Origin of the sequence: Streptomyces sp. GbtcB7, from assembly GCF_019091445.1 — a bacterium.
In the GTDB taxonomy this organism is placed as follows: Bacteria; Actinomycetota; Actinomycetes; order Streptomycetales; family Streptomycetaceae; genus Streptomyces; species Streptomyces mirabilis.
Map to the genome: position 1 here is coordinate 1 of NZ_JAGXJM010000760.1, position 230 is coordinate 230.

Sequence of the window (230 nt, forward strand, 5' to 3'; positions counted from 1 at the left end):
GGAGCTCGTAGGGTAGCGTCCCGAGCCCGACAAGCTCCGGGACCGCGTCGGAGGAGGGCAGCAGCTTGTCGGGACGCAGCGACTCCAGCAGGGCCGGAGCGGCGGCGAGCACGCCGTGGTGCGGGGCGAGGAACTTGTACGGCGAGCAGACGAAGAAGTCGGCGCCGAGCCGGGCGAGGGCCACGAACGTGTGCGCCGTGTAGAGCACGCCGTCGGCGTAGAGCAGTGGG

1 pseudogene is annotated in these 230 nt (G+C 71.7%); it reads right to left on the reverse strand.

Annotated features, from left to right (window positions below):
- Positions 1-230, reverse strand: a pseudogene (locus tag KVT44_RS57465) (cysteine desulfurase-like protein); the annotation flags it as partial.